The sequence below is a fragment of the Bacillus sp. EB106-02-03-XG38 genome (genome assembly GCF_058792175.1).
The window spans coordinates 836,162-861,314 of the sequence record NZ_JBYTED010000002.1 but is presented as its reverse complement, the minus strand read 5'-3'; the positions used below and the strand labels follow the sequence as shown (position 1 = coordinate 861,314).

Here is a 25,153-nt window from a genome sequence, read left to right as displayed (position 1 = left end):
AATAGTGAAAGCTTCAACGTTACTATTTAAAATTGAAAGTAATATGGATCAATTTTCACCAGCTGAAAAGAAGGTTGCCATGTACATAATGGAGAATGCAGAGATTGTTCCGAACTTAACGACGAAAGAAGTGTCAACGAATGCAGGCGCAAGTGAAGCGAGTGTTGTTCGCTTTTGTAAGTCGATTGGTATTGGGAGCTTTAAAGCATTTAAAATCGCACTCGTTCGTGAATTAACGATTGCTGATTATAATATTAATGATTTTTCAGTGATGAATACGGAAGATGGACCGTACGACTTGTTTAATAAAGTTACGTATGTGAATAAAGCTGCAATTGAGGCGAGCGTTACGGCTATAGATAAGAAGGAGCTGGAGAAAGCAGCGGACCGTATTGTAAATGCAGATAAAATTATCTTTTACGGAGTCGGTGGATCAGCTACTCCGGCGATGGACGGGGCTTATAAATTTACAAGGCTCGGATTTACAGCGATGATGCTATCTGATTTTCACATGATGTTGCCGCTTGTGACGAATTTAAAAGAAGGCGATATATTTGTGGCAATTTCAACATCTGGTCGTACGAAAGATGTACTTGAAATGGCGCAATATGCGAAGAGACAAGGTGCAACAGTTATTGCGATTACGAAGCTTGATCAATCATCGCCGTTATATAAAGAGGCGGATATTCGTCTTTGTATGCCAGATGTAGAACAAGATCACCGTATTGCAAGCATTGCTTCGAGAATGACACAACTCAATATGATTGATGCTTTATATGTCATCACGTTTAATCGCATTGGTAATAAAGTGCTAGATCAATTTATGGAAACAAGAGAAGAAGCTTTGCGATTACGGAAGCTAAAATGAGAAGATGGGGAAACCCATCTTTTTTTGCATACGGACGGACATAAATTCGTCATGAAAAGAAATTAAATTTCATAAAATAATAAAGTAATATTGATTTTAAATTTCTTGAAGTTATAATAAAAGTATGAAATTAAATTTCAAAGTAGGTGGTAATATGTTAGAAAATTTATCGACAGAACATCGTAATGAGAAGACGATGAATTTAGATGAGATGAGCATAAAAGAAGTGTTACAAAGTATGAATGAAGAAGATCGAACTGTTGCGTTAGCAGTTGAAAATGAAATAGAAGAAATTGAAAAAGTTGTACAGATTGTTATTAAATCCTTTGAAGATGAGGGCCGTTTAATTTACATTGGGGCTGGTACGAGTGGCCGTTTAGGTATTTTAGATGCGGTTGAATGCCCGCCGACATTTGGCACAGATGATACAATGGTGCAAGGATTTATAGCAGGTGGATTGAAAGCGTTTACTAAAGCGGTGGAAGGTGCTGAAGACCGCGAAGAGTTAGCAGAAGAAGATTTAAAGAGTATTGGATTAAATGAAAAAGATACAGTGATTGGAATTGCAGCAAGTGGTCGAACTCCTTATGTTATTGGTGGCTTGAAGTACGCGAATAGTGTAGGAGCGAGTACAGCTAGTATCTCCTGTAATAAAAATGCTGAAATAAGTAAATATGCAAACCTAAAAGTGGAAGTAGAAACAGGCGCAGAAATTTTAACAGGATCAACGCGTTTGAAAGCTGGTACAGCGCAAAAATTAGTGCTGAATATGATTTCAACAGCTTCTATGATTGGTGTTGGGAAAGTATATAAAAATTTAATGGTAGATGTGCAATCTACAAATGAAAAATTAGTAGAACGATCAAAACGAATTATTATGGAAGCAACAGGTGTTAGTTATGAAGTAGCGGCAGAGTATTATGAAAAGGCAGAACGTAATGTGAAAGCTGCGATTGTTATGGTGTTATTACAGTGTGAGCATGGGGAAGCACTGCAGAAATTAAAAGAAGCGAAAGGGTTTGTGAAGAAGGCATTATAAAATAATAGGGAGGGGGATTCTATTATGAAGAAAGAAGAGAGAATGGCCAGAGAAATTTCAGAACAACTTGGGGGAGTAAAAAATATTCGCGGCATTGCTCATTGTATGACGAGACTGCGATTAACGCTTCATGATGAACGTAAAGTGAATATGGACCTTTTGAAAAAGGTTGAAGGGGTTATGGGCGTTATTGAAGATGAGACGCTTCAAGTCGTTGTTGGACCAGGGACAGTAAATAAAGTAGCAGCTGAAATGGAAGGTTTAACTGGACTACGAATTGGTGAGGTGGCAGATCATCACCTTGAAGACCTTGGGGAAGAGATGAAGTCAGAGATTAAGAAGAAAAATAATACACCAGTGAAAAACTTTTTAAGAAAAATAGGAAGTATTTTCATTCCATTAATTCCGGGCCTTGTTGCGTCAGGTATTATAAACGGGGTCGCTAACTTTGCGAAAAACGCAGGTGCTGATCCGAATGCAACGTGGTTACAAATGCTACTACTTATTGGCGGCGGTATCTTTACATTCTTAGGCATTTTAGTCGGATGGAATACAGCTAAAGAATTTGGCGGGACTCCAGTTCTTGGGGCAATTGCTGGTATTTTAATTTTTAACCCGGCGATGGCGAATGTGAAATTATTCGGTGAAGCGCTCGTACCCGGACGGGGCGGATTGTTTGCTGTTATTTTTGCAGCGTGGCTTATGGTTGTAGTGGAAAGACAAGTTCGAAAAGCAGTGCCAAATGCAGTTGATATTATTGTGACACCACTCATTACTGTGTTAGTCGTAAGTATCGTAACGATGTTAGCGATTCAGCCGGTAGCAGGTTTCTTATCTGAAGGAATTACAAGCGGCATTAATGGTATTTTAAGTATTGGTGGAGCGTTTGCGGGAGCAGTGCTTGCTGGAACATTTTTACCGCTCGTTATGGTCGGTTTGCATCATGGTTTAACACCGATTCATATGGAGTTTATTAATCAAACGCACGTAACACCTTTATTACCAGTACTCGCAATGGCTGGAGCTGGGCAAGTAGGAGCAGCGATTGCGATTTTTGTAAAAACAAAAAACAAGCGACTTCGTAACGTAATTAAAGGTGCATTACCAGTTGGGTTTTTAGGAATTGGGGAACCGTTATTGTACGGAGTTACACTACCACTTGGGAAACCGTTTCTTACAGCTTGTTTAGGAGCAGCAGTTGGCGGTGCATTCCAAGCAGTTATGAAAACAGCCGCACTCGGAATTGGCGTATCAGGATTATCATTAATTCCGTTAATTGCAGATAATAAATATTTTTTATATTTCCTTGGATTAGTAGTGGCATATACTTTTGGATTTATCTTTACGTACTTCTTCGGATTCAAAGAAGAAATGGCAGAAAACATATAGAGAAAGGGATTCCTTTCTCTTTTTCTATTCATAGAAAGGGAGATTCATATGATCGGAGTTTCAATTTACCTTGCAAAAGAACGAGTAAAGAAGCAAGAAGAGTGGCTAAAAGTAGCGAAGGAAAACGGGTTTACATCTATTTTTACATCATTGCACATTCCTGAAGATGATCCCAATACGTATAAAGAGTTAATTCAAATACTTGGGAAGCAAGCTCTTGAAAATGACATGGAATTAATGGTCGATGTTTCTCCAAAATCGTTACATCATTTAGGAATGACATATGAAAATGTGGAGGAGCTACTGGACTGGGGCATTACTGGCTTACGAATGGACTATGGCATCACGCCGAAAGAAATCGCATGCGTATCTCATCAGATGAAAGTAGCTTTAAATGCGAGTACGATTACAGAATCATTTTGGAAAGAGTTAGTCATAGAAAATATAAAGGTAGGGAATATAGAAGCGTGGCATAATTTTTATCCGCGTCCAGAAACAGGGCTAGCAAAGTCATTCTTACAAAAGCAAAACGAATATTTACATGAGTGCGGAATAAAAACGATGGCATTTATTCCGGGAGATGGTGAAAAACGTGGTCCGCTATATGAAGGTTTACCAACGTTAGAAAAGCACCGCAATATGCGTCCGCTTGAAGCGTACTTAGAACTTGTACAACATTGTGGTGTCGATAAGGTGTTAATCGGGGATATAAGTGGAAGTGTAGAAAGTGTACAAGAGATAGCAAGTGCGAGTAGAGGGGTTATTCCGCTGCGGTATGAGCCATTGCTAGAGAAAAGTGAAGTGTTAAAAATGGTAGAACAGGTGCATACAAATAGACTAGATCCAGCTCGTGATGTCATTCGCTCTGTAGAATCACGAGAAGAGAATAAGGTGGTTGTACAGCCGATGCATACCATTGTAAGAAAGAAAGGTAGCATTACAATTGATAATGAATTGTACGGTAGATATGCTGGGGAGATACAGGTGGTTGTACAGGATTTGCCTGTAGATAAGAAAGTGAATGTTGTTGGAATGGTTGTAGAGGAGGACTTGTCTTTATTGCCGTATATTGGCGCTGGAAAAATGTTTCAACTTTTTTGTGCAATAGAGTAAAAGCTTGAATTAGCGCCATTTTGTAAGAAAACATTATCCGTAAATGGGATAATGTTTTTTGTTTTCTTTAAAAAAGTATTTGACGAATGAAATGAAATACCGTATTGTTTTGACTTGTAAATAAAAGTTTACCATAACAAAACAAAAAGGAGAGTTCAAAATGAACCAATATATTGGGAATTTAATTATTCGCATCGTGTTAGGAGTGACATTTTTTGCGCACGGTTTAGCGAAGTTTCAATCAGGTATTGATAACGTAGCAGGATGGTTTACAAGCATCGGCTTACCAGGTGGTCTTGCATACGGCGTAGCAACTGTAGAATTAGTTGGTGGTATATTATTAATTATCGGTTTAGGCGTAAAATATGTAGGATTGTTATTTGCACTTATTTTAGCTGGAGCTATTGTAAAGGTAAATGGAGCAGCAGGTTTATTAGGAGATGGAAAAAATCCAGGATATGAATTAGATCTTGCATTACTAGCAATGGGTGCGTATTTATTCGTTGTAAAAGCAGAAGGATATGTAGATCGTTTCTTAAAAGAGAAAGTAATGAAAACGAAGTAAACTTATTTATAAATTGTTGACTTGAATCATTATTGTAACTATAATGATTACAACATGTGGGTTAAGAATAAAACAATTTTAATATTTTTTTACACAAGATGTAACTGTATCGATTACATCTTGTGTAAAAAAATAAATAAAACGGGAGGAAGTAACATGCCTAAATCAAATTTAGAAATTATTCGAAGTACATATGAAGGATCAGCTTCTTCGAATGCAAAACATTTAGCAGAAGCCCTCTCTGAAAAAGTAGAGTGGACAGAGGCAGAAGGATTCCCATACGGGGGAACTTATATAGGTACAGAAGCAATAATGAAAAATGTATTTAGCCGATTAGGATCAGAATGGAATGATTATAAAGCGAGTGTAAATATGTACCATGAAGTAAACGGAAAAGATGTAATTATTGCTGAAGGTGTTTATTCAGGAGTTTATAAAGAAACGGGAAAATCATTTGAAGCAGAGTTTGTTCACGTATGGCAGCTGGAAAACGGAAAAATCGTGAAGTTTAAGCAGTATGTAGACAGTTATATTGTTAAGGAATCGATGAAGAGATAATGCTTTTTAAATGGAGCGTAGGCATATGTATTACAATTATGGTAATTATCACGTCTATAGTTGGCGGAAATAAATTGCTGGCATATGTAGAAAAAGAAAATAAAAATATTCAAACCCAGCGAGTAGCAAACGAAAAAGAGAAGAAAGTTGCAGAAGAAGCTTCACAAGTTAGCGAAGGTGAAATCATTTCTACTATGCACAAAATGGTACACCAAAAGGTAAAATCCTCTGAGAAATGGGGATTTGTAGAAATGACAACAAAAGAAATTTATAGCATAAAGAAAGGTATTGAAAATAGTATAGGTTTTCAATATAAAACGAAGCTACTTTCTATTATAAATAGATGGGAAAAAGGAGATTTTTCTCAAACTGTTGAGGAGCATAACTTTTTATGGAGCCTTCAAGGTGGAGATACTGGCAAGGCAACTGAACGTTTATCGTCAGAAGAGGAAAAGCAGTATATAAAAGAAATGAAGGCTAAATAAAAACATCGCCACTTGGAGGACGATGTTTTTTCATTAAGAATGTTTTCGAACGAAAGCTCTAGTTGGTTGAACCGTAACTGTTTTGAAATGAGAAAATAAATAACAGCCTGTGACAACGATCATTGTCCCGAAAATTTGTATCCACGTTAGTTCTTCACCGAGGAAAAGGAATGCTAAAATCGCTGTGAAAATCGGGTTGAAGTTTAGAAAAATCCCGGATGTCGTAGCTCCTAATTTTTGTACGCCAATATTCCAAAACACCATGCATAGAACGGTAGAAATAAGTCCTGTATATAAAAGGGATGTGATGAAAGAAGTGTTTATATTTGTAACAGTGAAGCTCCCTATGTTAAATGGTAGTAATAAAATAACACCGAAAATACCAGAGTAAAGCGTCGCCATGAGCGGTGTAGTTGTTTTTGTTGCCCATTTACTACAAACAGAATAGATTCCCCAAATACAAACTGCCGCAATCATCCATAAATCTCCGCTATTAAAGTGTAATGAAAATAAAAGTGAAAAATCACCTTTTAATAGGACAAGAATAACCCCAAAGAATGAAAGAATCATGGATAGAATTTGAAGTGTGTTTACTTTTTCTTTTAGAAATAATACTGAAAATAGTGCAATTGAAATCGCATTTAATGTAGAAATAAGCCCTACATTCGTTGCGGATGTTTTTTCTAGTGCTAAAAATTGAAAGATGTTAAAAAGAGCGACCCCTGAAATCCCCATTAGTAGTAACGGAAGTATTGCAGCACGAGGTGGAATGATTTTCTTTTCTTTAAACCAAACCATCGGTAATAAACAAACAATCGCAATCATCCATCTTAAACTTGTAAGTGTCATCGGAGACGCGTGATCAACGAGCGATTTTCCAACGACGAAATTTCCTCCCCATAATAAGCTCGTTAGTAATAGTAAAAAGACATAAAAATAAGGCATATTAAAATCCCCTTTGTTGTAATCAATGTGAATTGTAAATAATTTTAGCATTTTTCTTTATTATGTAATATATTCTTTTGTATAATGGTTAAAAGTTGATAATATATTTCGTTTTGAAGGGTATTTACAGAAATACATTCGGTTTTACATAGGTTATAAGTTGCTTTTTCGAATAATCATCGGTAATAAAAAGGGGGAATTTTGATGGAGTCTTCAGTTATTAAAGTGTTAGATGATTTGGACGTACAAATTTTAGATATATTGCAGAAGGAGTCTCAAGTAAGTAATGCAGAGCTTGCGCGACGCGTTAATTTATCACCAGCTGCGATGCATGCGAGAATAAAAAGATTAGACGGAGAAGGATTCATTGATAAGCAAGTAGCCATTTTAAATCAAGAAAAGCTTGGTTTTGATTTGTTATGCTTCATTTTTATGAGTACGAATATTCATCAATCGGATAAGCTTGAAGTGTTGGAGAAAGAGTTAGAAGCGATGCCTGAAGTGTTAGAATGTCACTGTTTAACAGGAGAGTATGATTATTTATTAAAAGTTGCAAATCGTGATCGTAAAGAGCTAGAGCAGTTTATTAGAAAGCTGAATAAGCTTGGGATTACAAGGATACAGACGAGTTTAGCACTTCGTGAAATTAAATATTCGACCGTATTACCGATACGAAATGAGGGACCGAGCATCGATTAGGCTGCTTGGTTTTTTGTTTGCACAAAGTGATTGACGGGGAGAAAAGAGAGATGTATTATTATATAAAATTATGTATTAAAATTCATTTCAGTTTATAAATATTAATATCGGGGGCAAGGGGATAGAATATGAAAATCTTTAATGCAGTTACGAGTGATGTGAAAGAAATTTATAGTCTCATTGAAGCTTATGCAAAAGAGGGAGTAGTTTTACCGCGTTCGCTTTTGTCTCTCTATCAATATTTACAATGTTTATATGTTATGAAAGAAGGGGAAGAAATTGTTGGAGTTGCTGGTTTACATGTGTTAGGGGAGGACCTTGCAGAAGTCCGATCATTAGTCGTTTCGCATACATATGCAGGAAAAGGAATCGGACGTATGTTAGTGCATCATGTAATAAATGAGGCAGCGAAAATAAAAGTGAGTAGAGTTATTTCTTTAACATATGAAACGGAATTTTTTCAAAAGTGCGGGTTTGATTTTGTGAATAGAGAGACGTTACCAGAGAAAGTATGGATTGATTGTAGACATTGTCCAAAAGTAGATTATTGTGATGAGGTGGCGATGATTCGGTATGTTGGGTGAAACAAATATAAAAAAGAGCAGCTAGCAAACGCTAACTGCTCTATTAAAGGGATCTCTCCAAGGGGGAGTGGAGAAAATATTATGTTACTAGCAGTATTAACAGATTATTAGGAAATATACAAACCGGATGAAATAAATTTTCAGCATTGACAGATTTTAAAATATTCATGTACAATATTTATGAATGACATTCAGTCATTTTTTTATAACAGGATGTAGTTCGCTTGGAAATGGAACAAATATAACGGTAAATGAGGATGATAGTTGTTTATATAGTAGTGATGAAGGAGTATATTTTTTTAAAACAAAAATGACTGATAGTCAGTCATAAGAGGTGAGAGGTATGAAAAATAAAGCTTGGTTATATGTCATATTAACGTGTATCTTTGAAATTTTTTGGGTGTTTGGTTTTAATACGGCCGATACTTGGTGGCATTGGATTATTATTTTAGGGGTTATCGCTGTTGATTTTCACTTTCTTTCTAAAGCGTGTGAGCATCTTGCGACAGGGACCGTGTATGCCATTTTCGCCGGAGCTGGTACGGTAGGTACTTTCTTAATGGATGTATTCCTTTTCGGCGGAAGTTTCAGTGTAGGGAAATTATTCTTTATCGCAATGGTTGTAGCTGGCGTTATCGGTTTAAAGCTAGCTGATAATAAAGAAGAAACTGTGGAAGGAGCTGCTTAAAGATGGGTTGGTTTTTCGTATTTTGTGCTGCAATTAGTGAAATAGTCGGTGTGATCGGTCTAAAAATGTATAGTAAAGATAAAACGTTAGCAAATGGTGCGCTTTATATAGGCGGGTTTGCTACATCCTTTGCATTCTTGTATACATCTTTCTTATTTTTACAAGTAAGTGTCGCGTATGCGGTTTGGATTGGTATTGGAACAGCAGGTGCCGTTTTATTAAACATGTTCCTGTTTGGTGAGTCGAAAAGTAAAGCACGTATCATTAGTGTGGCTCTTATTGTATGCGGAGTGACAGGATTAAAGGCTCTTTCGTAAAAATATGCTGTATCTCCTAACAAGTCGTTAGGAGATTTTTGTTATAAAAAGTCCACGATAATTGACAGTACAGCTAGTTATTTTATAAAATGAGTGACAGTCATTCAATACGCGTTTGAAAGGGTTTAGATGATGAATAAAAAAGAGAAAATTGTCTATGCGGCTATTGAAGTATTTCAGGAAAAGGGCGTTGAAAAAACGAAGATTTCTGATATCGTGAAATTAGCTGGCATTGCACAAGGAACTTTCTATTTATATTTTCCTTCTAAGTTATCTGTTATGCCTGCAATAGCAGAAGTGATGGTTGAAAAGATGATACTTGCAGTGAAAGAAAAAGTGCAAAACGATGCACCTTTCTCAAGTAAAGTGACGCAAGTAATAGATGCGGTGTTTCACTTTATAGCTGAGTATCGTGAAATACAAGCTTTAATGTATGCAGGTCTTGCATCTACAGAACATATAAAAGAATGGGAAGCTGTGTATGAGCCTCTTTATATGTGGCTAAGTGAATTTTTAAATGAGGCGAAAGAAGCTGGTGAAATTCGTGATTCGGTTCATGCAGAGCGAACAGCTAAGTTATTTATCGCTCTAGTTGAATCAGCAGCGGAACAAGTTTATTTATATGATCATAAAGATGATGAGCAAGTCGAGCTACAAAAGGCAGAAGTACTAGATTTTTTAACACATGCACTACATATAAAGAAGTAGTAAGATGAACCTGTCTGAAAAGGTAGGTTTATTTTTGAGGGAAAATGAATGATAGTCATTCACCTAATACGTATGTATGTGTGGACGGATAAAGTGAAATTCTAATGGGTAGGGCATCTCTACTCATGATCAGCCCACAAATAGTAGGATAAAGAAAAAGCTTCTTGGGCATTATTTTTTTTTGAGAGGAGCTTACGGGAAGAGGTGTTAAAAGTGAAGAAACCGATAAAAGAACAAAAGATGGTACTTGTCATTCTTTTGAGTAATATATTTATCGCTTTTTTAGGGATTGGATTAATCATTCCGGTTATGCCGTCCTTTATGAATGATATGCATTTAACAGGGAAGACGATGGGATATCTCGTTGCAGTGTTTGCAATGGCTCAGCTCATTTCGTCACCTATTACAGGCCGGTGGGTCGATCTGTACGGTAGGAAGAAAATGATCATCATTGGATTATTTATTTTTGGTGTTTCAGAACTTCTTTTTGGATTAGGAAAAGATGTATGGATGCTTTATGTAGCGAGGGTGTTAGGCGGAATTAGTGCTGCGTTTATTATGCCTGGTGTTACGGCATATGTTGCGGATATTACCTCTATGCAGGAACGTCCAAAGGCGATGGGATATTTATCTGCCGCAATTAGTACTGGATTTATTATAGGACCTGGAATTGGCGGATTTATTGCAGAGTACGGTATACGTGTGCCGTTTTTCGTTGCAGCAGCAATTGCCTTTATAGCATGTGTCATTTCGATCTTTATTTTAAAAGAGCCGTTAACGAAAGAAGAGCTTGCAGAGATTTCTGCCAACACGAAAGAATCAAGCTTTATTGGTGATTTAAAGAAATCATTACATCCAATGTATGCAATCGCATTTATTATCGTATTTGTACTTGCATTTGGTTTATCAGCGTATGAAACTGTGTTTAGTCTGTTTTCTGATCATAAGTTTGGATTCACACCGAAAGATATTGCGGCAATTATTACAATTAGTTCAATCTTTGGGGTAGTTGTGCAAGTATTTATGTTTGGTAAATTGGTTGATATATTCGGTGAAAAAGTGTTAATTCAAATCTGTTTAATTGTAGGTGCCGTATTAGCATTTGTTTCAACTGTAGTCTTTAATTATTGGATTGTACTTCTCGTTACGTGTTTCATTTTCCTTGCATTTGATTTACTTCGTCCAGCTTTAACCACGTTTTTATCAAAAGCAGCCGGAAAAGAGCAAGGATTCGTTGCTGGTATGAACTCGACTTATACGAGTTTAGGAAATATCGCAGGACCAGCGATGGGCGGAATATTATTTGATATGAATATTCATTATCCATATGCATTTTCAGGAGTTGTTTTAATAGTTGGTCTCGCTATTACATTTATGTGGAGAGAGAAGCAGCTAGCTGAAAGTTTTGCGAAGTAATAAAACCCCTTACGACGGTAAGGGGTTTTTGTTTTATCCCGCTTTAATGGGCAGTAAGACCCCCACTGATTAAAGTTTTACTTTATAAACTTAATCCAAATCGTTTTAATTCAATGAAAATCCCCTCTAATTGCTTTCCTTTATCCGTTAATGTGTACTCTACACGAGGCGGAACTTCTGGATATACTTTTCTCGTTATAATCCCTTGAGACTCTAGTTCTTTTAATCGAAGCGATAATGTTTTCGGACTAATCCCGTCCATTGATTTTTGTAAATCACTAAAGCGTAATGTTCCTTCGATAAGAAGGTCACGAATGATTAAAAACGTCCATTTTGTACGAATTACATCAAGCGTTTTAGCGATAGGACAAGGTATGCCAGGTATACCTTTCGTTAATTCAATTGGATCTATATTGTTCATGGAACTAGCCTCCATAAAATTTTTTTGAATGAATTTGCTTTATAGTATCACAAAACTATATTTTTGGTAACTATATGAAAAAAATATCACTACTTCCATAAAGGAAGTTAGTACATATACAATAGCAATACGAAATATAAAGGTTTTGTATGAAGGAGAGGTGATTACCATAAGTATGAAAAAGTTATTTGCATTTTGCAGTTATTTTGTTATATGTATTGTGCTTGTAGCGTGTAGTGGGGAGCAAAAAACGGAAGTCCAGTTATTAAAAGAAATGCCAAAGCAAAAAGCAATGACAATTGATCCCTCACTCAGTCAAAAGGAAGCGACCGAAATGATTCATGCAGCGCAGCGCTTTTATGCATTTTGGGATACAGGTAAGGAGGAGTTTATTCCGCAGACTGTTACTGAAAAATTTTTCGATCATACATTGCCGAAAGGGAGACCACAAGGCACGGAAGGATTAAAGTTTGCAGCGCAAAATTTTCATAAAGTCGTTCCTAATATACATTGCGAGATTGAAGATTTATTAGTTGTTGGCGATAAAGTAACCGCTCGTCTTTCTTTTACAGGAACGCATAATGATAAGAAAATCAATTTTTTTGCCATTGATATTTTACATGTGAAAGACGGAAAGATAACGGAAGACTGGCATTTAGAAGATAATCTTACGCTGAAACAACAACTTGGGTTAATAGCTGAAGAGTAAATTATATAGGGGAGAGAAAAGCGATGAAAAATATATTTATTATAAATGGACATGAAAAATACGGTACGAAAGAAGGGCGATTAAATAGAACGTTAGTCGATTATATGGTAACGGTATTAAGTGAGAAGCATCATGTGAAAATAACTACGATTCAAGATGGCTATAGTATTAAAGAAGAACAAGAGAAGTTTTTATGGGCTGATGTTGTAATTTATCAAACGCCGATTTACTGGTTTAGTGTGCCAGGCTTATTTAAAACGTATATGGATGAAGTATATGAATACGGTTTGTTCTTTAAAGGTGCTGATGAATATGGAACAGGTGGTTTATTAAAAGAGAGAGAGTATATGTTTTCTACAACTTGGAATGCACCTGAAAAGGCATTTGGAGATAAGACGAAGTTCTTTGAAGGGGAAAGTTTAGAATCAGCGCTTAGCCACTTACATCGCGTACAAAAGTTTCTTGGCATGAGTCCGTTAAAGAGCTTTGCTTGTTATGATGTGGTGAAGAATCCGAACATTGAGCAATATTCATTGAACTTGAAAGATCACTTAGATGGAGTAATTAAAGAATAGTATGTGAAGAAGGTACTACTAAGAATGTAGTACCTTCTCTTTTATGAAATACGTTGAAAGTCTTTACTTATACAGGACTGTTTTAGTTTTTTTGATTTGATTAAATGTTTAATATCAGAGATGTTATCGTATGAAAGCTGAGTGTGATAATAGTTAATGTACTCAAGTAATGCAAAAATATAAATAAATAGATTGAATGATAGCCCACCTAAAGGTAAGTAGGGATACCAAATTATAAAATCAATAGTAAACGTAATAAATCCTGTAATAATGAATGCTATATTTAGCTTTTTAAGTACTTTTAAATATTGAAGCATCTTAATAGGCGTAACAGATGTTTTCTCTTTTTTTAGTCGTTTCCACTTTACGTACCAGTAAATTATTCCTTGTAATAAGATAAACTCTAAAAGAAGAAATGAGACCCAAAAAGAATATAGGGAATATAAATGTAACGTAGGGTAAGCATAATTAAGTAAGTAACTTGTGAAAATAAAAGTAATGACTGAAAATAACTCACCTGTGTACAGATAGGAAAGCCTTTTTTCTAGGGTGCGTTTCATGGTTCTTCTCCTTTTTATAAAGCTCACATTTTAATACGTGGATGGCTGTATCCATAACTTCGCAAAATTTGCCCAGCCGAATGAATCAATTGTTACATTTTTTAAAGAAGACGGATATGTTTTTTTCTTTAAAACGTGATAGTTAAATAAAATGATATGTTCTGCTTGTAAAAATTCTTCTATTTCATACATGAGCTCATAGCGCTTCTTTTTATTTTCTTCTAATAAAAAGGTATCAAGTAAACAGTTAATTTGGTTTTCATAGTGAGGGTCCATGAACCGATTTACGAAACAACTTTTATTTTTAAATACGTTTAAGAATGCAAGTTCATGGTCGGCAGCAAATACTTCTCCCATGAAAATAATATCGGCATGTTTATCGATAGAACAATCCATATAATCTGAAACGAGAAATGGGTGAAGTTCTACGTGTATTCCTAATTGTTCGCAACGTGCTTTTAAGAAATGTGCGTCATTTGCACTGTCTTTAAATGCGAAGAAATAAATATGTATCGTTTCTCCGTTATAGGTGCTCTTTTTTAAATACTCTTTCGCTTTTTCTAAAGAGTAGGACCTTTTAGAAACTTGGCGGCTTCTTTCAGGGAAAAAGCTTGATGCAGCAATTGTCCGTCTACCATCTATGCTACGAAGTATCGTTTCAACGTCATATAGTTCTCTCCAAGCTTTTCGAAAGTACATGTCGTGATGGGGACCAGGTTTTGTAAAGTTGAAGCTAGCATAAATACAACCTATTTCTTCTATTTGTATATCATGTCTTTCATTCTCTTTTTCATTTGGTAGTTCATAATCAGCATCTATTTGCACATGATCAGGAATACCCCAAAATTCAATACGGTCTAATAATGCGCGTTCTTTAAAATAATGGGCGAACGCTTCGAGCACGATATTATCTTCAGAGTAATGAGCAAGTTTAAAAGGTCCAGTACCTATATAATGATGATCTTGAATATTAGCATCATGTGGCAAGATTGCTAGTTGCATGGAACTTACATAGTGTAAGAAAAACAGATTTGGTTTTGCTAAATGGAATCGAATTTGCAGTGGTGATAGTATTTCGATTTGAACAATTTCTTCTGTTAACCATTCGAAAGGAGAGTTAACTTGCTTTAATCGTTCAAATGAAAATTGTACATCTTTAGAAGTTAAAACTGTTTCGTTATGAAAATGTATATCTTTTCGTAAATAAAAGGTCCATGTAAGCCCGTCTTCACTTAATTCCCAAGTATGCGCAATGTGTGGCTCTATTTTTTCAGTAACATCGTTATAAACGACTAACGTGTCAAAAATTTGACTCGTAAGATGGCTCTCTGTAGTTACAGCGACAAAGGCCGGATCTAATGGGAATATCTTTCTCGATATAGGAATTTTTAATATGTCGTACATATCATTTGAAGGTTCGTATCCAAAATGATGATGTAGTTTATTCTCTATCCTTTTTTGAAGTGCAAGAGGTAGAGGTTCTTTTAAAAGAAGAAAGATATCCTTTAATTTTTCTTGCGCTAACAGTTCATCCGTGTAGGATTCAATTGCTTCTAGGAAACTATGCGCAAATAGAATTTCCGTTTTATTCCCGCGGCCTCTCCCGGGAGTCCAGCGAATTAATTGTTCCTCACTCATTTTCTTTAATAAAATCTTTACGTTTTTTGTACTGCAATATAAAACATCCGCTAATTCTTGTAAGCTATTTCGTATATGTTGTTGATCCTGTGCATGTAGTCTTAGTCGGATGTAATAGTCCATAATTTTCATATATACACTTCCTTCTATCGTAAAAGGGGAAACTCTTTAGAATATTCTAACCTTTTTCTTCCTTTTTTTCAAAGTAAAATAAGTAAGCATAAGGAGGGGGAAACAATGGGTTTTTGGAGTATGCACCGAAATATAAAGATTAGAATTATAACTTCGTTTTTAACACGTACTGTGTCCACGATGATTTTTCCATTTATGGCGATTTATTTTTCAATAAAATTAGGTAGTGCAATTGCTGGTGCGTTACTACTTATTAATGTAATGGCTTCGTTAGTAATTGGTTTATACGGTGGATATGTTGGGGATCGGCTTGGTCGTAAAAAAGTAATGATTATCGGTCAAAGTATACAAGTCATTTCCATTGCTTGTATGGGAGTTGCGAATTCGGATTATGTAGATTCACCGTGGTTAACATTTATCTTTATGCTAGTGAATAGTTTAGGGTCTGGACTTATGAATCCTGCGACAGAGGCAATGTTAATTGATGTGAGTACACCTGAAAATCGAAAAGTAATGTACAGCATTAACTACTGGGCAATTAATTTATCCATTGCGATTGGAGCGATATTTGGCGGATTACTATTTGAGAACTATAGATTGCAATTGTTTATCGGATTAACAGTGATTGCAGTTATTACTTTATATGTGATGGCTGTATATATGGAAGAAGTGTATGTAGCACGGAAAACGGTGGAGAAGAAAAATGTATTAAAAGATATGGCGGATAGTTATAAAGTTGTAATGAAAGATAGAGCGTTTTTAATTTTTTGTGCAGCAAGTATATGTACGTTATCTTTAGAGTTTCAGATTAATAATTATTTAGGAGTACGTTTGCAGAATGAATTTGAAACGGTGCACTTTTTATTCGGGGATGGTGTTACATTTGATTTAACAGGGATTCGCATGCTGAGCTGGATTTCAGCAGAGAATACAATTTTAGTTGTGTTATGTTCGGGGCTTCTTATTAAAATGCTGAAACGCTTTAACGATTTGAAAATCTTATATGTAGGCTTATTCATTTATACGATTGGTTTTACAATACTCGGAACGAGCAATAGCTTATGGATCTTATTAATTGCAGGGCTGTTCCAAACTGTGGGAGAGATGATGTATGTGCCAGTACGTCAATCTATTATGGCAGATATGGTGCCAAATGAGGCAAGAGGTTCATACATGGCAATTAACGGAATGGTCTTTCAAGTGGCAAAAATGAACGGGGCATTAGGTGTTATGTTAGGTTCATTTCTTGCATCTTGGGGCATGAGTGCTCTGTACTTTATCGTGGGTATGAGCAGTATTTTATTATTTATGAAGGCGATTGGGAGAGAGAAGTATGAGGGTGAGAGAGGGATTTCTCAGATTGGATAAAACTATATAAAAAGCGAACGAACTAGACTCGCTTTTTATATAATTTTTAGAACGGATCAACTTCAGCTAAGTTTGGAGTGGTACTAGGCTGTAGCAAAAGATTTTTTAGCGTTCCTACTTCAGAAAGAGCTACTAATATGTAGCCACTAATGAGTACAATAAGCCCAATGACACGTAACGTTTGTAAGCTCACTTCATTATTATTCGTTTCCGTTGGATTTGGGGGCGTTGAAGGTGGATTGTTATTCATAAATAAGGCTCCCATCTTTTGTATTATATATGTGTAAAATCATTATTTAACTTATGGATAGGAATTATATAGTCATTTTCACTATATGAGAACTGCCTATGAAAAGTGATTAGAAATTTTGGGACGAGAAAAGAGGGGATTCGAAAGGTCATTAAAATGGAACTTTCGAATCCCCTCTTTTTTATCTCACTAGTTGGTGAGGGGGGAATAATCAGTGGGGGATGAACAAAACCCCACTGATTAAATTCTGTCATATAAATAAAAGGGGATTAACCAAAGTAACTATCCTAATATACGCAACGATTCTTCAATAAACGCTGGTATATCCTCCGGTTGTCTACTTGTTACTAGCTGATTTTGGCATACGACAACCTCTTTGTCATGAAAATGTCCACCAGCGTTTTTCAAGTCGACCGCAATAGATTTATATCCAGTCACATCGCGTCCTTCAAGTGTTTGTGCAGTGATGAGTAATTGGGGTCCGTGACAAATAGCAAAAACAGGTTTTTTCGCATCCATAAATGCTTTGCTAAAGCGAACAAAACGTTCATCTGCACGAAGTATATCTGGGGAAAATCCGCCTGGTATGAAGAGGGCATCAAAGTTCTCTGGAGAAATATCATCGATACCTTTATCGATTACGACTTCACTATTTCCTTGTTTACCTTGTACTGTTTTACCTTTTTCTGTTTCAATAGTTGTTAATTCATATCCTTTTTGTTTAAAGGCTTCCACTGGCTCTGTGTATTCTGTGTCCTCGAAATAATCCGTTATTAAAATAGCAATTTTTTTACTCATTCTAATCCGCTCCTTATATTGTATTATCGGTTTCAGAATCATCCTTGAGCAATACCTTTTATAAAGTGAAACTTTAATTCATGTTTTTCATTCCCTCCAGTTCCTTTGCCCTGTTACTTTAATACATACCCTTTTTATTAGGACGTAAACATGTATTATCGTTTTTGTATGTAAAATCATAAAATATCGGTTGTGCCGGTGATTCTTGTTTGAGGAAGAAAAATAAAAAATCCAAGGAGATAATTTATTTTCTCCTTGGATTTTAAGATGATTTTTTTCGTTAAAACGAGGAAACGCGTTGCTTCGTTTTTGGTACAATAATAAATTTGATCCAAAGTAACCCAATAATCATAATGATAAGGCTATGTAAAAATTGACCTGTAGCAATGAGTATAACAATTGAAAATACAAGGAGCTGAATGCTTAGCAATATAAAGATTAAGTGAAGAAATTGATTCATTCGTTTTTCAGTATCAATTGGATATAATGCTACAATAATATTTCCCGAAAAATATTTCCACAGGGAACGCATTTGCATAGAAATCATATATAGGACGATGTAAGAGATAGCACCTTTTGCGTATATGTTTGGTATAAAATATAAGGCGAAGGCACCAATCAACCCTAAGCGAATATATATACCGAAATAATCATTACCGCGTAAAAATGCGAGTGTATGTAAATAGAAGAAAGTTGCTCGTTTTTTATGTAATAAAGGTTCAATCCAATTTGTAAGCCATTTTCTTTTGTTTACTTGCTTATTCAGTTGCGGAACATCGGTGAAAATGCTAGCAAATTGATAAAAACGAACGTTCATTTTTTCTTCTTGTTCGATTATGTAATCCCACGGTATTCGTTTTGTAGGCTGTTTTTTCGTATATAGAAGTAGGAAAGCAGTTAGTAAGAGCAATCCGCCTAATATGAGAACATGTGCCGAATAAAACAGCATGTAAATGATTAGGGCGTTACAAGCAATACGAATAATGAACCATATGTTTCTTTCGTGACTATCACGCCACATCCAATGTATGTACATGTTCCAAGCTTTCGTAATCATTAGAACGATAAAGATTGTACATAAGAAAGGTACCGTTACTTGTAATGATTGCATCGCAAGTGGAACGAGAATAAGGAACATGAACAATAATGGGAAAAGCTGAATGATGTAATTATATAGAAGAGATTTTTTAAAATAGGATGTTAGTTTCTCTTCTAATGCAAGCAAATAGACAGCATCAGGTTTTTGAATAAATGTACGGATCGGGCATCTCGTTATAATGAATGTAAGTACAATCGTGATGAGTAGTAAAGCTATTTCTTTAGAAGGAGATGCTTTTAGAAACTGAGCATAGTAGTATGCGCCAACGCATGAAATAAAGATAAAGCTATATAGTAAACCGTTAATCATACGTGCAAAGTATGTAATGATATTTTGCATATGTTGTTGGAAGCGGCTGCTCCATAGTGATTCGATTGACATGTTTTTCACCTCTTTGTTCTATTATATATGTTTTATAAAAGAAAAAACGAGCAAATTGCGTTACGCAACTTGCTCGTTTTTCTTTTCGTTATTTTTTTTCTGATCACGATTCATTAATGGATAGAAGGCAAAGCCGATTACGAATAAACCAATTCCGAGAAGGAACGTTTTTATATCGGATGCACCCGTTTTAATAACCCATAGTGCGTAGCAAAGTGCAATCACTGCGACTATACCATCTGTAATTCTTGCCCGCATTTCATTTTTATATGTTTCACCAGTTGCGACTAGTTTTAACTGGAAGATTGGTGAAACGAGATATGGAATGAGGTAGGCCAGTGTTGATACGGTAATAACGAATGTATAAGCTTCCGCAATGGTTCCTGATAATGTTGAGAATAAGAACACCTGCGACATAATGTTTGTTAATCGTAATGAGTAAATTGGACTTCCTTTTTTATTTGTTTTCGTGAAGAAGGAAGGGAAGAAACCTTCTTTTGCTGCTTGATATGGTACTTCTGAGCTTAATAAAATCCAGCCTAATATAGAACCGAATAGGGAAGTAAGAGCAAGTAATGCCATTAGTTTCCCGCCGCCATGACCCATTGCAGCGTTTAATGCATCTGCTAATGGACGTTCAGAAGCTTGTAATGTATCAACATGAAGCACACCCATTGTTAAAATTGTAATTCCTAAGTAAATCGCAACTGTAATAAGTAGTCCAGCAACTGTTGCACGTTTTACCGTTTTTGGAGAAACAGCACGGTTTGATAAAAGAACTGCTGATTCGATTCCGATAAATGCCCAAAGCGTTGTAAGAGCAGCTAAGTTTACTTGTGAAAGTAGACCGTGTGATACACCTGATTTGTCGATCATCGGTGTGTACCATTGTCCAAACTTAGAAGCTTCGAATGCAAATAACGTAACGACGATGAATAAAAGGAATCCAGTTACTTTCGTTGTTGTTGCTAAGAAGTTTAGCTTTCCAGCTCCGCTTACACCGTTCGTTAATATAATATGAGTTCCCCAAAGTAAGATGGAACAAATCGTAAATGTAATTAGTTTTCCGACTTCTATGTCAAAAGAACCGATTGAAAATAGTAGTCGTGTATCTTTCATAATTGGGAAGAAGAGTGATAAATATCCCGCAAATGATGTAATGATGGCAACGTTACTTGCCCAGTTTGCAACCCAATATCCCCATACCATACTGAAACCAGCCATTTTTTTCTTTTTTGGTGTTGAGAATAAAGCATATGCATGACTTTGTGGTCCTGTCGTTAAATCAGGACGACGAATTGCTAAATTACCGAAAACAAGAGCTAGCATTAAAACACCAAACCCTGTTGTTAACCAAGCTAAAGTGACACCGAGAGGGCTTGCTGTTTGTGCTAATGTACTTGGCACCATGAAAATCCCAGCGCCAACCATGTTACCGACAACGAAAGCTGTTAGTACCCAAAAGCCCCATTTTTTTTGTTGCATAGAAAATACCTCCAAAGTTAGTATAACCAAGTCAAGCGAGGAGATATGTATGTCTTCTTAGTAGAGAAGAGAAGTCCCAAACAAAACAAAAAAAGCACGTAATTTGCCGCTACATGCTTTCTATCTTATAAGAAACCCACGACATACCTCTCGATAGCTCTCCACAAACGAAACGTTTGTGACAGTTCTGCACTTATTAAATGCAGACCCAGCAAGTGTGCATGGTGGACACAACTTACTTCGGCAATCATTCCTTTCTCATTCCTTCATCAATGCCACTACATCTCCTGAAATGATACTCTTAATGACTGCAACCTCTACCTCACCGAGATACGAATGAGGATTTAAATATTAAATTAACGTCTTTAAGAGTAACAAATGAATTTTTATACGTCAATGGATATGGTAATAATCAGATTATAGAGAAGAGTTTGTGATTAAAAGTGAGAGGGATTGTTATACAATATTTGAATTTTCGTAATATAATACATGTTATTGGCACTAGAAGATCGAGAAGGGGATGAATTATATGTCTGTATGTAATGAAAATTCCGTAATAGGTGTACTAGATTCAGGGGTTGGGGGATTAACAGTTGCGAGTGAGATTATACGTCAATTGCCTAAAGAGAGCATTTATTATATTGGTGATAATGAGCGTTGTCCGTATGGGCCAAGAAGTGTAGAAGAGGTACAATCTTTCATATTTGAAATGGTTGAGTTCCTCAAACAGTTTCCATTAAAAGCTCTAGTGGTAGCGTGCAATACTGGTGCAGCTGCTGCATTGACTGATTTGCAAGAAGCACTTTCTATTCCAGTTATTGGCGTTATACATCCGGGAGCAAGAGCTGCAATTAAAGTGACGAAGAAAGGCAAAATCGGGGTAATTGGAACTGTAGGTACGATAAAATCTAATATGTACGAAAAAGCATTACACGAGCTTGATACATATTTGGAAGTACATAGTCATGCGTGCCCGACTTTAGCTACAGTTGTAGAAAATCACTTAGAAGATACAGCATATGTAACGCAGCAAGTGAAACAAGCTTTACTGCCATTAACGAAAGAAGATATAGATACGCTAATTCTTGGGTGTACGCATTATCCACTTTTAGAGTCCTATATAAAAAAGGAATTAGGAGAAGATGTAACGATTATTAGTTCGGCAGAAGAAACAGCGATAGAGTTAAGCACAATTTTACAGCACAAAGGAATTCTGTCTGACAAACTTAATCCGAAACATCGATTTTTTACAACAGGCTCTGTTGCATCGTTTGAACATATTGCTGAGAGATGGCTAGGGTATCAAATTTCTGTAGAATGTGTACATTTTCGCATGAAAAATGCGCGTATGTATAATTAGAGTTTATTAAATTACTTTTTTATAAATCAGGTTCGTTTCATAAGAAGGAAAGAATAAGCTTTTCATTGAAATGATTAAGGTCATTTTAATGAAAGGAGAGGTTTGATTATGGAATTATCAAGAGCTCAATTATTTGCTTTACAGTATATTTCAAAATATGCAGAGAACGAAAAAGATGAGGCTAAAGCAACAATTAACCATATATTGAAAATGTCTAATATTACAGATGAAATATTTGAAGAAGCTGTCGCTAATTTAAAATCAAATGCGAGGATTGCTTTACACTTTCATCCAGACAGATTAGATTCGAATATGAAAAGTATCGCTGAAGCACTGTTTGAGCAAGGCATATATAAAAGTCAGTTTGAAACGTTGCTATCTAATGGGAGTGTATCTGCTTATCCGGGTGGTGAACGTGACCTTTGGGAACAGAGAATATTTGGAGGCGCATATCAATTGGAAGGCGTAACGAATAATGAACGGCCCAAATATGGCGCGTTAAATGTAATGTTACATCCAGATGGGCCTGCTCCGCGCTTTGGATCATGTTATTTTCTCTTATCTCCAAAAGTTTCTTATCGCTCTACATATACGTATTTAGATTCGCATCAAGATCCAAAAGAAAAGGGTACTTATGAAGAGTTTGATATGATTTTAGCTGCTCTTTTGGAAGATGCATTCGTAAGAGAATTTGCAATTGGTGAAGGGAATTTGACTCCAACAAGATTCATTCATCATTTACTGTCTGACCTGGAAAGGCCGTTTATAGATGTAGTAAACAAAGATTCAGCACGTAATCTTAACCATTATATTGAAGCACAGATTCATGGAGATATTTCTCTTAAAGAAGATGTGGAAGCGCTTGTTGTAGATCCTTCATTTAAGGGGACGAATGTAGGTAGAACGTTAGAAGAGATTTGTCTGAAGTATGCTATTGATTTGTATTGGCACAATGGTTTTGTACTGATGGTAGATGAAGTTCCAATGGATTTTAGAGGTTCAAAAATGCCATCTTTGGCAAGACGTATTGCCAAAAATAATTGTATCGATGCACATATAATTGGTTCTGCTGTAGTGGATTTGAAAAGGAATCCACTATCTTGGAGTGATCGCGGAACGTATGAAGAACTGCTGCAGGAATTAAAATTATTATGGCATGTTTTAGTTCGATTTGGAAAACCAAATCGGAAGTAGAACGAAATACTCCGTTTTGGGGAAGTATCTATATAGAAAAGAAGCTGATCTAAAATTAGATCAGCTTCTTTTTATAAGATTAAACTAAGTTTAATACTGTTACTTTTTCACGTGTCATAGACTCAAGGCTCTTACGAATACCTTGTGCGCCCATACCTGAACCTTTTACACCGATGAATGGGAAATGGTCAGGGCCGCGCTCTGTGCGTCCGTTAATTTGAACAGAACCAGTTTCGATTTTGTTAGCAATTGCAAATGCTTTGTTAATGTCTTTTGTGAAGACACTTGCTTGTAAGCCGAACTCTGATTTGTTAGCAATTTCAATTGCTTGCTCATCTGAAGAAACACGGATGATTGGAAGGATTGGGCCGAATGGCTCTTCCCAAGCAACTTTCATTTCTTCTGTTACGTGGTCGATTAATGTTGGATAAATTAAGTTACGCTCACGTTTGTTACCGATAACAATTGTAGCACCTTTTTCTACAGCGTCGTCAACTAAACCTTGAACGAAGTCAGCAGACTTGTCGTCGATTAATGGAACGATTGTGCTGTCTTGTTCTGGAGATCCAACTGATAGTTCCGCTACTTGCGCTTTTAATAAGTCAACAAGCTCGTCTGCTACGTTTTCGTGTACAAGTACACGTTTAATAGCTGTACAACGTTGACCAGAGTAAGAGAATGCACCGCTTACGATATGGTTTGCAGCATCTTGTAAGTCAGCATCTTCACGAACGATACCAGGGTCTTTACCACCAAGTTCTAATACAAGTGGAATCATTGAAGCTTTTTTCGCTAAATGTTTACCTGTGTTCGTACCACCTGTGAACGATACCATATTGATGCCTTCGTGTTCTACTAAGTAGTCACCAATGACAGAACCGCGTCCCGTCGCTACGTTTACAAGACCTTTTGGAAGGCCAGCTTTATGAAGTGCTTCAACCATTTTAATACCACTAATTGCACCTTGAGTTGCTGGTTTGAAAATAACAGCGTTACCCATAATTAATGCTGGTGCAAGTTTTGCAGCAGATAAGTTTACTGGGTAGTTAAATGGTGCGATTGCTAATACAACACCAAGTGGTGCGCGTTGGATGATCGCAAGTTTAGACTTCGTTCCGCCAGGGAAGCTATCGCCCATCATGCTTTCTCCGTGCATATGTAAAGCTTCTTCAATTGTGTAACGAATGAAATCAGCTGTACGAACAACTTCTTTCTTCGCATCTTTATATCCTTTACCGACTTCTTTCATAATGATATCGGCGATTTCATCTTGCATATTTACGAGCTCATCAGCCCATTTATATAAATATTTTGCGCGATCTTGTAGAGAAGCTTCTGCCCATGATTTTTGAGCTTCTTTTGCAGATGCAATTGCTTCATCTACTTCTCCGCGAGTAATTGCTTGTACTTGTCCAATTACTTCGTGTAAGTATGGAGATGGAATTTCGATTGTTTCTCCTGAAGAGCTTTCTCTCCATTCTCCGTTTAAATAAAATTTGTACGTATTGCTAGTTGTCATGATTAGTCCTCCTAAAATAGCAACTTGTAAGAGTGAGTATAAGGTGATTGTAGGGGGTTTGATAACATTTTTCAAATGAAATGTTTGTGAAAACGATTTCTTATTATTTTTTTATTTTGTATGCCCTTTCTTACAGAACATTCTCTTATTTCGAAATGATGTAGCGCATATTTTTATTCGGTGTGTAAAAAAATAATTGACAGAATACTCAATAAAGTTGTAAGATTATAAATGGAAAATAAATGAAGGGGGTGTGCGTAATGATTGTAATCGTAAATGTAATGGGTTTA

The 25,153-nt window shown here is 36.1% G+C and carries 27 protein-coding genes and 1 riboswitch; of the genes, 18 read left to right on the top strand and 9 right to left on the bottom strand.

Annotated features, from left to right (window positions below):
• The first annotated feature begins 4 nt into the window (after positions 1–4).
• The 7 genes from AC3WTI_RS13785 to AC3WTI_RS13755 all read left to right on the top strand — a co-directional run bounded on the left by AC3WTI_RS13785 (position 5) and on the right by AC3WTI_RS13755 (position 6,017).
• Positions 5–868: a MurR/RpiR family transcriptional regulator gene (locus AC3WTI_RS13785; protein WP_000648163.1), complete on the top strand. Its 864-nt coding sequence runs from the start codon at positions 5–7 to the stop codon at positions 866–868.
• 154 nt (positions 869–1,022) lie between these two features.
• Positions 1,023–1,907: an N-acetylmuramic acid 6-phosphate etherase gene (murQ, locus tag AC3WTI_RS13780; RefSeq protein ID WP_087957474.1), complete on the top strand. Its 885-nt coding sequence runs from the start codon at positions 1,023–1,025 to the stop codon at positions 1,905–1,907.
• Between the two features lie 24 nt (positions 1,908–1,931).
• Positions 1,932–3,296 (top strand): PTS transporter subunit EIIC, encoded by a 1,365-nt coding sequence (locus AC3WTI_RS13775; protein ID WP_087957475.1) that lies wholly within the window; start codon positions 1,932–1,934, stop codon positions 3,294–3,296.
• A gap of 48 nt (positions 3,297–3,344) precedes the next feature.
• Positions 3,345–4,409: a DUF871 domain-containing protein gene (locus AC3WTI_RS13770; protein ID WP_253621486.1), complete on the top strand. Its 1,065-nt coding sequence runs from the start codon at positions 3,345–3,347 to the stop codon at positions 4,407–4,409.
• Positions 4,410–4,569: 160 nt separating this feature from the next.
• On the top strand, positions 4,570–4,974 hold the full coding sequence (locus tag AC3WTI_RS13765) for a DoxX family protein (RefSeq protein ID WP_001077744.1): 405 nt from the start codon (positions 4,570–4,572) through the stop codon (positions 4,972–4,974).
• Between the two features lie 156 nt (positions 4,975–5,130).
• Positions 5,131–5,532 (top strand): nuclear transport factor 2 family protein, encoded by a 402-nt coding sequence (locus tag AC3WTI_RS13760; RefSeq protein WP_087957477.1) that lies wholly within the window; start codon positions 5,131–5,133, stop codon positions 5,530–5,532.
• Entirely contained in the window at positions 5,532–6,017 is a 486-nt protein-coding gene (locus tag AC3WTI_RS13755) for a PRK06770 family protein (RefSeq protein WP_144488328.1), read from the top strand. Before AC3WTI_RS13760 ends, AC3WTI_RS13755 begins: the two co-directional genes overlap by 1 nt.
• Positions 6,018–6,050: 33 nt before the next feature.
• Here AC3WTI_RS13755 and AC3WTI_RS13750 read toward each other — a convergent pair whose 3' ends face one another.
• A complete protein-coding gene (locus AC3WTI_RS13750; protein ID WP_087957479.1) occupies positions 6,051–6,962 on the bottom strand; it encodes a DMT family transporter in 912 nt (303 codons plus the stop codon).
• Positions 6,963–7,166: 204 nt separating this feature from the next.
• On the opposite strand from AC3WTI_RS13750, the gene AC3WTI_RS13745 reads away from it, so the two are divergent.
• From AC3WTI_RS13745 to AC3WTI_RS13720, 6 genes are all read left to right on the top strand, one after another.
• Positions 7,167–7,661 (top strand): Lrp/AsnC family transcriptional regulator, encoded by a 495-nt coding sequence (locus tag AC3WTI_RS13745; RefSeq protein ID WP_087957480.1) that lies wholly within the window; start codon positions 7,167–7,169, stop codon positions 7,659–7,661.
• Between the two features lie 128 nt (positions 7,662–7,789).
• Complete coding sequence (locus AC3WTI_RS13740; protein ID WP_087957481.1) at positions 7,790–8,245, top strand: N-acetyltransferase; 456 nt, start codon at positions 7,790–7,792, stop codon at positions 8,243–8,245.
• A gap of 343 nt (positions 8,246–8,588) precedes the next feature.
• Positions 8,589–8,933 carry a DMT family transporter gene (locus AC3WTI_RS13735; RefSeq protein ID WP_087957482.1) on the top strand — a complete coding sequence of 115 codons (345 nt, stop codon included), beginning with the start codon at positions 8,589–8,591 and terminating at the stop codon, positions 8,931–8,933.
• A 2-nt stretch (positions 8,934–8,935) separates the two neighbouring features.
• Positions 8,936–9,250 (top strand): DMT family transporter, encoded by a 315-nt coding sequence (locus AC3WTI_RS13730; RefSeq protein WP_000539674.1) that lies wholly within the window; start codon positions 8,936–8,938, stop codon positions 9,248–9,250.
• Positions 9,251–9,379: 129 nt separating this feature from the next.
• Complete coding sequence (locus AC3WTI_RS13725; RefSeq protein ID WP_001996782.1) at positions 9,380–9,958, top strand: TetR/AcrR family transcriptional regulator; 579 nt, start codon at positions 9,380–9,382, stop codon at positions 9,956–9,958.
• Between the two features lie 213 nt (positions 9,959–10,171).
• Positions 10,172–11,374, top strand: a complete 1,203-nt coding sequence (locus AC3WTI_RS13720; protein WP_087957483.1) for an MFS transporter — start codon at positions 10,172–10,174, stop codon at positions 11,372–11,374.
• Between the two features lie 82 nt (positions 11,375–11,456).
• Here the strand turns inward: AC3WTI_RS13720 and AC3WTI_RS13715 are convergent, their stop codons facing one another.
• A complete protein-coding gene (locus tag AC3WTI_RS13715) occupies positions 11,457–11,795 on the bottom strand; it encodes a winged helix-turn-helix transcriptional regulator (RefSeq protein WP_087957484.1) in 339 nt (112 codons plus the stop codon).
• 169 nt (positions 11,796–11,964) lie between these two features.
• Here AC3WTI_RS13715 and AC3WTI_RS13710 point away from each other — a divergent pair, with 169 nt between their 5' ends.
• Both AC3WTI_RS13710 and AC3WTI_RS13705 read left to right on the top strand, forming a co-directional pair.
• Positions 11,965–12,504 carry an ester cyclase gene (locus AC3WTI_RS13710; RefSeq protein ID WP_253621706.1) on the top strand — a complete coding sequence of 180 codons (540 nt, stop codon included), beginning with the start codon at positions 11,965–11,967 and terminating at the stop codon, positions 12,502–12,504.
• A gap of 23 nt (positions 12,505–12,527) precedes the next feature.
• A complete protein-coding gene (locus AC3WTI_RS13705; protein WP_098903366.1) occupies positions 12,528–13,079 on the top strand; it encodes an NAD(P)H-dependent oxidoreductase in 552 nt (183 codons plus the stop codon).
• Positions 13,080–13,120: 41 nt separating this feature from the next.
• On the opposite strand, the gene AC3WTI_RS13700 is transcribed toward AC3WTI_RS13705, so the two are convergent.
• Positions 13,121–13,639, bottom strand: a complete 519-nt coding sequence (locus tag AC3WTI_RS13700; protein ID WP_098903365.1) for a general stress protein — start codon at positions 13,637–13,639, stop codon at positions 13,121–13,123.
• Between the two features lie 30 nt (positions 13,640–13,669).
• Positions 13,670–15,409, bottom strand: coding sequence for an SgrR family transcriptional regulator (locus tag AC3WTI_RS13695; protein WP_253621487.1), 1,740 nt, complete (start codon positions 15,407–15,409; stop codon positions 13,670–13,672).
• Positions 15,410–15,514: 105 nt separating this feature from the next.
• Between AC3WTI_RS13695 and AC3WTI_RS13690 the strand changes: the two genes are divergently transcribed.
• Positions 15,515–16,777, top strand: coding sequence for an MDR family MFS transporter (locus AC3WTI_RS13690; protein WP_087957488.1), 1,263 nt, complete (start codon positions 15,515–15,517; stop codon positions 16,775–16,777).
• 46 nt (positions 16,778–16,823) lie between these two features.
• Here the strand turns inward: AC3WTI_RS13690 and AC3WTI_RS13685 are convergent, their stop codons facing one another.
• The 4 genes from AC3WTI_RS13685 to AC3WTI_RS13670 all read right to left on the bottom strand — a co-directional run bounded on the left by AC3WTI_RS13685 (position 16,824) and on the right by AC3WTI_RS13670 (position 20,790).
• Positions 16,824–17,027, bottom strand: a complete 204-nt coding sequence (locus tag AC3WTI_RS13685; protein ID WP_001063864.1) for a hypothetical protein — start codon at positions 17,025–17,027, stop codon at positions 16,824–16,826.
• A gap of 282 nt (positions 17,028–17,309) precedes the next feature.
• Entirely contained in the window at positions 17,310–17,825 is a 516-nt protein-coding gene (locus tag AC3WTI_RS13680) for a type 1 glutamine amidotransferase domain-containing protein (RefSeq protein WP_087957489.1), read from the bottom strand.
• 280 nt (positions 17,826–18,105) lie between these two features.
• A complete protein-coding gene (locus tag AC3WTI_RS13675) occupies positions 18,106–19,305 on the bottom strand; it encodes an ABC transporter permease (protein WP_087957490.1) in 1,200 nt (399 codons plus the stop codon).
• 60 nt (positions 19,306–19,365) lie between these two features.
• Positions 19,366–20,790, bottom strand: a complete 1,425-nt coding sequence (locus AC3WTI_RS13670) for an amino acid permease (RefSeq protein ID WP_087957491.1) — start codon at positions 20,788–20,790, stop codon at positions 19,366–19,368.
• Between the two features lie 146 nt (positions 20,791–20,936).
• Positions 20,937–21,118: riboswitch (Lysine riboswitch) on the bottom strand.
• 201 nt (positions 21,119–21,319) lie between these two features.
• Between AC3WTI_RS13670 and racE the strand changes: the two genes are divergently transcribed.
• On the top strand, positions 21,320–22,150 hold the full coding sequence (gene racE / locus AC3WTI_RS13665; RefSeq protein ID WP_098903362.1) for a glutamate racemase: 831 nt from the start codon (positions 21,320–21,322) through the stop codon (positions 22,148–22,150).
• A gap of 108 nt (positions 22,151–22,258) precedes the next feature.
• Positions 22,259–23,344, top strand: a complete 1,086-nt coding sequence (locus AC3WTI_RS13660) for a DUF3626 domain-containing protein (protein WP_087957493.1) — start codon at positions 22,259–22,261, stop codon at positions 23,342–23,344.
• Positions 23,345–23,423: 79 nt separating this feature from the next.
• Here AC3WTI_RS13660 and gapN read toward each other — a convergent pair whose 3' ends face one another.
• Positions 23,424–24,863 carry an NADP-dependent glyceraldehyde-3-phosphate dehydrogenase gene (gene gapN, locus AC3WTI_RS13655; RefSeq protein ID WP_000213627.1) on the bottom strand — a complete coding sequence of 480 codons (1,440 nt, stop codon included), beginning with the start codon at positions 24,861–24,863 and terminating at the stop codon, positions 23,424–23,426.
• Positions 24,864–25,153: the final 290 nt, after the last annotated feature.